The organism is Roseateles sp. (assembly GCF_046300915.1).
Classification (GTDB): domain Bacteria; phylum Pseudomonadota; class Gammaproteobacteria; order Burkholderiales; family Burkholderiaceae_C; genus Kinneretia.
In genome coordinates this window covers 24,277-32,310 of record NZ_JBKCLH010000039.1, presented here as the reverse complement: position 1 = coordinate 32,310, position 8,034 = coordinate 24,277, and the positions used below count along the sequence as shown (strand labels likewise).

Here is an 8,034-nt window from a genome sequence, read left to right as displayed (position 1 = left end):
GGCGTGGATCAGGGCGGCGCGCCCCTCCAGCGTGAAGGGCGAGCGCTTGGGCACCTGCAGCGTCGGCACCAGGGTGGGCCGCTCGGGCCGGCCCGGCACGCCGGCCGGGCGGCTCAAGTGCAGGCCCGGCTCCAGGGCGGCGCCCTGGCCGGCGGCATCAAAGAGCTGGCGCGCGGCCAGGGATTTGCGCGCGGGTTCGGTCTCGCACAAGACCTCCAGCGCACGGGTTCGGACTTCCATTCTTACAATTGTGCCTTTGCCCGCCGGGCAGCCTGGAAAGGAAGCTTCCATCATGGCCATCTACCAGCTGGGCGAACATCGGCCCGAGATCGCGGACACGGCCTGGGTGGCCGACTCGGCCGAGGTGATTGGCCGGGTGAGTCTGGGCGAGAACGCCAGCGTGTGGTTCAAGGCCACGCTGCGCGGCGACAGCGAGCATCTGCACATCGGGCCGGGCTGCAATATCCAGGACGGCTCGGTGCTGCATGCCGACGCGGGCTTTCCGCTGCGCCTGGCCGAGAACGTGACCGTGGGTCACCAAGTCATGCTGCATGGCTGCACGGTGGGCGAGAACTCGCTGATCGGCATCGGGGCCGTGGTGCTCAATGGCGCGCGCATCGGCAAGAACTCCCTGGTGGGCGCAGGTGCTCTGGTGACCGAGGGCAAGGAGTTTCCGGATGGGGTGCTGATCGTGGGCAGCCCGGCCAAGGTGCTGCGCGAGCTCACACCCGCCCAGATAGAGGGCTTGAAAGCCAGCGCCCGCCACTACATGAACAATGCGCGTCTTTACGCGACTGAACTGAAGAAGATTGGTTGAACCCTGATGAGTGAGCTGCATAAATTCCTGTTCCAAGGCCTGCCGGTGCGCGGCATGCTGGTCCGCCTGACGGATGGCTGGCAGGAGGTGCTCAAGCGCCGCGCCAGCCGCGAGGCCTACCCGGTGGAGGTGCGCCAGCTGCTGGGCGAGATGGCGGCCGCGGGCGTGCTGATGCAGTCCAATATCAAGTTCAACGGCGCCCTGGTGCTTCAGGTCATGGGCGACGGGCCGGTGAAGCTGGCCGTGGCCGAGGTGCAGCCGGATCTGGCCTTCCGCACCACCGCCAAGGTGGTGGGCGAGGTGCCGGCCGGCGCCCAGCTGGAGGCCATGCTCAATGTGCACGGCCAGGGCCGCTGCGCCATCACCCTGGACCCCAAGGACAAGCTGCCGGGCCAGCAGCCCTACCAGGGCGTGGTGCCCCTGCATGGCGATCAGCGCGAGCCCCTGCAGAAGCTCTCCGAGGTGCTGGAGCACTACATGCTGCAGTCCGAGCAGCTGGACACCAAGCTGGTGCTGGCCGCCAATGACGAGATCGCCGCCGGTCTCTTGATCCAGCGCCTGCCCATCAAGGGCGAGGGCAATCTGGAACGCAGCGGCGCGGCCGAGCGCAATGAGGACCGTATCGGCCTGTCCGAGGACTTCAACCGCATCAGCATGCTGGCCGCCACCCTGACGGCCGAGGAACTGCTGAACCTGGATGCCGATACCATTTTGCGCCGTCTCTTCTGGGAGGAGACAGTGCAGCGCTTCGAGCCCCAGCAACCGCGCTTTGCCTGCAGCTGCTCGCGCGAGCGCGTGGGCCAGATGCTCAAGGGCCTGGGCCGCGAGGAGGTGGACTCGGTGCTGGCCGAGCGCGACGATGTGGAGGTCGGCTGCGAGTTCTGCGGCCTGTTCTACCACTTCGACGCGGTGGATGTGGGCGAGCTCTTTACCGCCCAGGTGCAGCAGCAGCCGGGCAGCGGCACGGTGCAGTAAGCCCGGTCGGGCCAGGAACAAGAAAGGGGCGCCGCGGCGCCCCTTTCCTTTTCAGACTGGTCCTCAGTTCAGTCGTTGCACGCGGTCCAGCGGGCTGGCTTGCAGCAGGGGATTGGCCTTGATGTAGGCCTCCAGTGCATCCACGTCCATCACGCCGGTCAGCAGGTTCTTGCCTTCGGTGAGCACGCGGAAGGAGTCACCGCCGCTGGCAATGAAGCTGTTGACCGTCACGCGGTAACTGGCCGCCGGATCCAGGGCCTGGCCATTGAGCTTGATGCTGCCAGCCACGACGCGCGAGCCCAGCGGGGCCTGGGCATCCCAGCTATAACTGAAGCCCTTGGAGACCTGCAGGATCTGGTCGCCCTGACCCGCGGGGCGGAACTGCTGCTCCAGCAGGCGGCGGATCTGATCGCCGGTGAGGCTCATGGTCACCAGATTGTTGGCAAAGGGCTGCACGGCAAACACATCGCCGTAGGTGACCTCGCCGTTCGGGCGCAGATTGAGTGACTCGCGCACGCCACCGATATTCATCAGCGCAATCACCGCGCCGCCCTTGTCGGGGGCGCTGCTGGCCGCCAGCTGGGCGTCGGCCACGAGCTGGCCCATGGGGCTGGCGCCGCTGGGCGCACGATCACGCGCGATGGTGGCGCCGATGCGGCCCAGCACCCGGTTGGCCAGGGGCGCGGCCAGCTTTTCGTAGGCGGCGATCAGCTCGGTCTGGGCGGGCTCCTTGGCATAGCGGTCGGTGCGCACCACCACGTTATTGGCCTGGGTGCTGAGGACGTCGCGGGTCTTGGGGTCCAGCACCACATCGATCTCGGTGATCAGGGTGCCGTACTTGTCGCCGCTGGTGACTAGGCGACCGTCGATGCGGCAGGTGTAGGCGCGGTGGGTGTGGCCGCTGACCACGAAGTCCACGGCCTTGTCCAGGCGCTTGACGATGTCGACGATGGGGCCGGAGATGTCCGGGCACTCATTGGGGCCGCCGGTCGGCACGCCGCCCTCGTGGATCAGCAGGGCGATGGCTTCGATGCCCTTGGCCTTGAGTTCGGGCACCAGCTTGTTGACGGTGTCGGCCTCATCATCGAAGCGCAAGCCGGCCACGCCGGCGGGCGTGACGATCTCGGGTGTGCCCTTGAGCGTCAGGCCGATGAAGGCCATGGGAATGCCTTGGAAGCTCTTGATGTAGTAGGGCGGCAGCACGGTCTTGCCGGTGCGCGTGTCCCAGGTGCTGGCGGCCAGATACTGGAACTTGGCACCCTTGAAGCGGGTCGGGCCCTTGCAGCCTTCCTTGGGGTGGCAGCCGCCGTACTGCTTGCGCAGCAGCTCGGCAATGCCGCCGTCAAATTCATGATTGCCCACGGCCGCCACGTCCAGGCCCATCAGGCCCAGGGACTCCACCGTGGGTTCGTCGTGGAACAGGGCGGAGAGCAGGGGGCTGCCGCCAATCAGGTCACCGGCGGCCACAAAGATGTGGTTGGGGTTCTGGGCTCGCAGCTGGGCCACGGCGGTGTGCAGATGCTCGGAGCCGCCGGCCGGCACCACCACCAGCTTGTTCGGGTCCTGCGGATCCTCGCCGCGCAGGCGGATGCCGCCAGGAGCCGGCTTGAGATTGCCGTGGAAGTCGTTGATGGCCAGGACCTTGACCTGTACCGGGCCGCTGGCCTTGGGTGTCATCTGCGTGGCACAGGCGCCCAGCAGCAGGGTGGAGGCCAGGGCCAGGATGAGGCGATGGGGCTTGCTCTTGAGGGACATGGGTTTCTCCCGAGGGGCGGGCATGCGAATCGGCGCGTGCTACGTGCTACGTAATCGGCCGCAACTATAGCGGGCAAACGTTTGCAGGCGTAGGGCGGGATCACCCTGCCCGGACGCTGTGCGCGCGGACCGGGGTCTCAGTTCAGGGGCTGGCCCGGCGCCGCAGCGCGCAGCCGCAAGGAGGCGTGTTCGCACTCGGGCACATCGCAGTCCTGGCAGAACCAGGCCTGCTCGGGCATGGCCTGCTGACGTGCCTGCAGCCGGGTGAAGAGTCCGTTGGTGCGGCCACGCAGCAGGCCGTGCCGCAGCAGCAGGGGCGTGATCGCGTTGAGTGCCGACTCCAGCCTGGCCGCGCCCTGGCCGCCCACGCTGCTCCAGCCCAGGCCGGCACCCAGCAGGGCGCGACGCAGGGCCGCATCCACCGGCTGCTGCACATGGGGGCCGTCGCGCTGCAGGCCATCGGCCACCCAGGGCAGGTCCAGGGCGGTGAGCAGGGTGAGATCGCAGCGGCGCTGAAAGTCCAGGGCCACGGGCAGCAGGCCCCCGTCGCCAAACAGCAGCTGGCTGTAGATCGCCGTCATCAGCGGCGTGGTGTCGCAGATCACGAGCTCATGGTTCTGTGCGGCCAGCACGATCTGCCGGGCCTGCTCGGCGGCGATGGCGGCCTGCTCCTCGGGGCGGGGCGTGCGGCCCTGCTGCTCGCACCAGTGGCGCAGATGCTCGGGCACCACAGCGCAGCGCAGGCCGCTGTCCTGGCGCAGGCCCTGGCCGAGCGCCTGCGCCAGCGGGCTTTTGCCTGTGCTCTCGGCGCCGATCAGGGCGATGCGCAGCATCAGGCGCGCACCGGCGCCAGCTGGCGCTGCCAGGCTCGCCAGCCCGCAATGGACATGGGGATGAAGACGGCGTAGAGCAGCACGGTGAGCCAATAGCCCTTGTAGGCAAACAGGCTCACGCTGACCGCGTTGACGATGATCCACACGCCCCAGTTCTCCTGGTATTTGCGGCCCAGCAGGTACTGGCCCAGCAGGCTGGCCACGGTGGGGAAGGCGTCCCAGTAGGGTACGGGGGAGTCGGTCTGGCGGTCCAGCAGCAGGCCCAGCATGGGCCAGGCGGCCAGCACGGCGCACAGGGCCAGCCAGCGCGCCCGCGTGCTCATCTGGCGCACGCGCAGCCTCTGGCCCTGCGCGTCACGGCCCCGTAGCCACTGCCACCAGCCCCAGACCGCCAGACTGGCGAAGACCAGCTGGAGCGAGGCCTCGCCATAGAGCTTGCCATCCCAGAACAAGAGAAAGTAGAGCAGGGAGCTGATGAGGGCCAAGGGCCAGGCCAGGGCATGGACCCGCATATTGCAGATCACCATCCAGACCGCCAGCACAAAGGCCAGTATTTCGGTCCAGGTGATGGGGCTGCCCAGCAGCTCGAAGGCGGGTGTGAACAGGGGGTGCAGCAGCTGCAGCAGGGCGTCCATCGCGGTGCTAGAAGGCTTCAGCGGCGAACTTGGACGTAGATCTCGTCGGGCTTGATCATGCCCAGCTCGAAGCGCGCCTTTTCCTCGACCATTTCCAGGCCCTCGCGCAGATCGCGTAACTCGGCGCTGAGCTGGGCATTGCGGGCGCGGGCCTGCTCGTTGCGAGCCTGGTGCTCGCTGAGCTCGGCTTTGAGCTCGGCCACGCGGGCCACACCACCCTTGCCAAACCAGAGCTGAGCCTGGATGGCAACAAGAAAGGCAGCGAGGATGAGGCCCAGAATTTTCACGCCGCCAAGTGTAGCCGCCAGAAATGAAAAACCCCCGCCGGCGTTCACCGCAGGCGAGGGGTGGGGGAGAGGCTCGCGAGCTGTGTCGCTTACTTCAGGTTGTAGAAGGCGGCGCGGCCGGGGTAGACGGCGATATCACCCAGGTCTTCCTCGATGCGCAGCAGCTGGTTGTACTTGGCCATGCGGTCCGAGCGCGAGAGCGAGCCGGTCTTGATCTGGCCGGCGTTCAGGCCCACGGCGATGTCGGAGATGGTCGAGTCCTCGGTCTCGCCCGAGCGGTGCGAGATCACGGCGGTGTAGCCGGCGCGCTTGGCCATCTCGATGGCGGCGAAGGTCTCGGTCAGGGTGCCGATCTGGTTGATCTTGATCAGGATCGAGTTGGCGATGCCGCGGTCGATGCCTTCCTTCAGGATCTTGGTGTTGGTGACGAACAGGTCGTCACCCACCAGCTGCACCTTGTCGCCCAAGCGCTCGGTGATGTGCTTCCAGCCGTCCCAGTCGCCCTCGGCCATGCCGTCTTCGATGGAGATGATGGGGTACTTGTCCACCCAGGTGGCCAGCATGTCGGTCCACTGCTCGGCGCTCAGCTTGATGCCGCCTTCGCCTTCCAGCACGTACTGGCCGTCCTTGTAGAACTCGCTGGCGGCGCAGTCCAGGCCCAGGGCGATCTGCTCGCCGGCGGTGTAGCCGGCCTTGTCGATGGCTTCCAGGATCAGCTGGATGGCAGCCTCGTGGCTTTCGACGCTGGGGGCGAAGCCGCCCTCGTCGCCCACGGCGGTGCTGATGCCCTTGTCGTGCAGGATCTTCTTGAGCGCGTGGAAGACCTCGGCGCCCCAGCGCAGGGCCTCGCGGAAGCTCGGGGCGCCCACGGGGATGATCATCAGCTCTTGCAGGTCCAGCGAGTTGTTCGCATGGGCGCCGCCGTTGATCACATTCATCATGGGCACGGGCAACTGGTTGCCGCCCATGCCGCCGAAATAGCGGTACAGGGGCAGGCCGCTCTCTTCAGCGGCGGCGCGGGCCACGGCCATGGAGACGGCCAGCATGGCATTGGCGCCCAGGCGGCTCTTGTTCTCGGTACCGTCCAGGTCGATCAGCGTCTTGTCCAGGAAGGCCTGCTCCGAGGCGTCCAGGCCCAGCACGGCCTCGCTGATCTCGGTGTTGATGTGCTCGACGGCCTTGAGCACGCCCTTGCCCAGGTAGCGGCTCTTGTCGCCGTCGCGCAGCTCGATGGCTTCGCGCGAGCCGGTGGAGGCGCCGCTCGGCACGGCGGCACGGCCCATCACGCCCGATTCCAGCAGCACGTCGCATTCCACGGTGGGGTTGCCGCGGCTGTCCAGGATCTCGCGTCCAACGATGTCAACAATGGCGCTCATTGAGAAAGTCTCCGGTAGGAAGTTGGTAACTCAGTTACGTTCGGCGCGCATGGTGCCAGCTAAAAGTTACGCGCGCTGAACAATCGTTCGGTGGGTTTCGGCCTCGTCCGGCAGCGGCGGGATCAGACCCCGTCCACGATCAGCATGCGCATGATGCCGGCCTGGGCGCGCAGGCTCTTGGCATGCTGGTAGGTCTCGGAATCGTAGAAGGCGCGGGCGCTGGCGTGGTCCGAAAACTTCAGCAGGACCAGGCGGCTGGGCTGCCAGTCCCCTTCCAGCACCTCGATGGCGCCGCCGCGCACCAGCACCTCGGCCCCATGCTCCTGCATGGCCTTGGTACTCCACTCGCGGTACTTGGCCATCTGTTCGGCGTCGGTCACGGTGACATCGGCGATGACGTAGGCGGCGTTGCTCATGGGCGGAGGGCTCGTGGGGAGGGCAAAGAAAAGCGGCGCGGCCTGCTAAGAGGATCGCGCCGCGCTAGGGGGTTAGCAGAAGAAGTCGTTTTCCAGCAGGGGCTGGGCCTTGACCACGCGGTCCAGGGCGACCAGTTGCTCCAGCAAGGCCCGCATATGCTGCAGGGGCACGGCGTTGGGGCCGTCGGACCAGGCCTCGGTCGGCCGCGGTTGGGTTTCCATGAAGAGGCCCGCCACGCCGGCGCCCACGCCGGCTCGGGCCAGCACCGGCACCATCTCGCGGGCGCCGCCGCTGGTGGCGCCCTGGCCGCCGGGCTTTTGCACCGAGTGCGTCACGTCGAACACCACGGGGGCGCCGGACTTGCGCATCTCGGCCAGGCTCGTCATATCGGCCACCAGATTGTTGTAGCCGAAGCTCACGCCACGCTCGCAGGCCAGGAAGCGGTCTTCCGACAGGCCCGCTTCGCGAGCGGCCTCACGGGCCTTGTCGATGACGTTCTTCATGTCCCAGGGCGCGAGGAACTGGCCCTTCTTGATGTTCACCGGCTTGCCGGACTTGGCCACGGCGCGGATGAAATCGGTCTGGCGGCACAGAAAGGCCGGGGTCTGCAGCACGTCCACCACGGCGGCCACATCGGCCACCTGGCTCTCGTCATGCACATCGGTCAGGATGGGCAGGCCCAGCTGGCGGCGCACCTCGTCCAGGATCTTCAGGCCGGCGTCCATGCCCACTCCGCGCTTGCTGCTGCCGGCGGAGCGGTTGGCCTTGTCGAAGGAACCCTTGTAGATCAGCGGGATGCCCAGGGCGCCGCAGGCTTCCTTGAGCCGGCCCGCCACTTCCATGGACATCTCCAGACCTTCGATCGAGCAGGTGCCCGCGATCAGGAAGAAGGGGCGGTCGATGCCGACCTCGAAGTCGCACAGCTTCATGGGCTAGATC

The 8,034-nt window shown here is 67.2% G+C and carries 9 protein-coding genes and 1 pseudogene; 2 read left to right on the top strand and 8 right to left on the bottom strand.

From position 1 onward, the window contains the following. Positions 1 to 240: pseudogene (locus ACK5F2_RS02700) on the bottom strand (DUF455 domain-containing protein); the annotation flags it as partial. A 52-nt stretch (positions 241 to 292) separates the two neighbouring features. Between ACK5F2_RS02700 and ACK5F2_RS02695 the strand changes: the two are divergent. Next, positions 293 to 817, top strand: coding sequence for a gamma carbonic anhydrase family protein (locus ACK5F2_RS02695; protein WP_409862572.1), 525 nt, complete (start codon positions 293 to 295; stop codon positions 815 to 817). Between the two features lie 6 nt (positions 818 to 823). Further along, positions 824 to 1,792, top strand: a complete 969-nt coding sequence (locus ACK5F2_RS02690) for an Hsp33 family molecular chaperone HslO (RefSeq protein WP_409862571.1) — start codon at positions 824 to 826, stop codon at positions 1,790 to 1,792. Positions 1,793 to 1,855: 63 nt separating this feature from the next. Here ACK5F2_RS02690 and ACK5F2_RS02685 read toward each other — a convergent pair whose 3' ends face one another. The 7 genes from ACK5F2_RS02685 to kdsA all read right to left on the bottom strand — a co-directional run bounded on the left by ACK5F2_RS02685 (position 1,856) and on the right by kdsA (position 8,024). Further along, positions 1,856 to 3,547 carry a bifunctional metallophosphatase/5'-nucleotidase gene (locus ACK5F2_RS02685; RefSeq protein ID WP_409862570.1) on the bottom strand — a complete coding sequence of 564 codons (1,692 nt, stop codon included), beginning with the start codon at positions 3,545 to 3,547 and terminating at the stop codon, positions 1,856 to 1,858. A 137-nt stretch (positions 3,548 to 3,684) separates the two neighbouring features. Then, entirely contained in the window at positions 3,685 to 4,380 is a 696-nt protein-coding gene (locus ACK5F2_RS02680) for an AAA family ATPase (RefSeq protein ID WP_409862568.1), read from the bottom strand. Next, positions 4,380 to 5,015 carry a nicotinamide riboside transporter PnuC gene (gene pnuC, locus ACK5F2_RS02675; protein ID WP_409862567.1) on the bottom strand — a complete coding sequence of 212 codons (636 nt, stop codon included), beginning with the start codon at positions 5,013 to 5,015 and terminating at the stop codon, positions 4,380 to 4,382. Before pnuC ends, ACK5F2_RS02680 begins: the two co-directional genes overlap by 1 nt. Positions 5,016 to 5,032: 17 nt before the next feature. Next, entirely contained in the window at positions 5,033 to 5,302 is a 270-nt protein-coding gene (gene ftsB, locus ACK5F2_RS02670; RefSeq protein ID WP_409862566.1) for a cell division protein FtsB, read from the bottom strand. Between the two features lie 89 nt (positions 5,303 to 5,391). Beyond that, positions 5,392 to 6,678 carry a phosphopyruvate hydratase gene (gene eno, locus ACK5F2_RS02665; protein WP_409862564.1) on the bottom strand — a complete coding sequence of 429 codons (1,287 nt, stop codon included), beginning with the start codon at positions 6,676 to 6,678 and terminating at the stop codon, positions 5,392 to 5,394. 122 nt (positions 6,679 to 6,800) lie between these two features. Then, positions 6,801 to 7,094 (bottom strand): DUF1330 domain-containing protein, encoded by a 294-nt coding sequence (locus ACK5F2_RS02660; protein WP_409862562.1) that lies wholly within the window; start codon positions 7,092 to 7,094, stop codon positions 6,801 to 6,803. A 72-nt stretch (positions 7,095 to 7,166) separates the two neighbouring features. Further along, positions 7,167 to 8,024: a 3-deoxy-8-phosphooctulonate synthase gene (kdsA, locus tag ACK5F2_RS02655; protein WP_409862560.1), complete on the bottom strand. Its 858-nt coding sequence runs from the start codon at positions 8,022 to 8,024 to the stop codon at positions 7,167 to 7,169. Positions 8,025 to 8,034: the final 10 nt, after the last annotated feature.

Bases quoted from the DNA above. Each gene is read 5' to 3' on its own strand.
- ACK5F2_RS02680 (WP_409862568.1), bottom strand. From the start codon at position 4,380: ATGCTGCGCATCGCCCTGATCGGCGCCGAGAGCACAGGCAAAAGCCCG.
- ACK5F2_RS02690 (WP_409862571.1), top strand. From the start codon at position 824: ATGAGTGAGCTGCATAAATTCCTGTTCCAAGGCCTGCCGGTGCGCGGC.
- ACK5F2_RS02695 (WP_409862572.1), top strand. From the start codon at position 293: ATGGCCATCTACCAGCTGGGCGAACATCGGCCCGAGATCGCGGACACG.
- ACK5F2_RS02660 (WP_409862562.1), bottom strand. From the start codon at position 7,094: ATGAGCAACGCCGCCTACGTCATCGCCGATGTCACCGTGACCGACGCC.
- eno (WP_409862564.1), bottom strand. From the start codon at position 6,678: ATGAGCGCCATTGTTGACATCGTTGGACGCGAGATCCTGGACAGCCGC.
- pnuC (WP_409862567.1), bottom strand. From the start codon at position 5,015: ATGGACGCCCTGCTGCAGCTGCTGCACCCCCTGTTCACACCCGCCTTC.
- ACK5F2_RS02685 (WP_409862570.1), bottom strand. From the start codon at position 3,547: ATGTCCCTCAAGAGCAAGCCCCATCGCCTCATCCTGGCCCTGGCCTCC.
- kdsA (WP_409862560.1), bottom strand. From the start codon at position 8,024: ATGAAGCTGTGCGACTTCGAGGTCGGCATCGACCGCCCCTTCTTCCTG.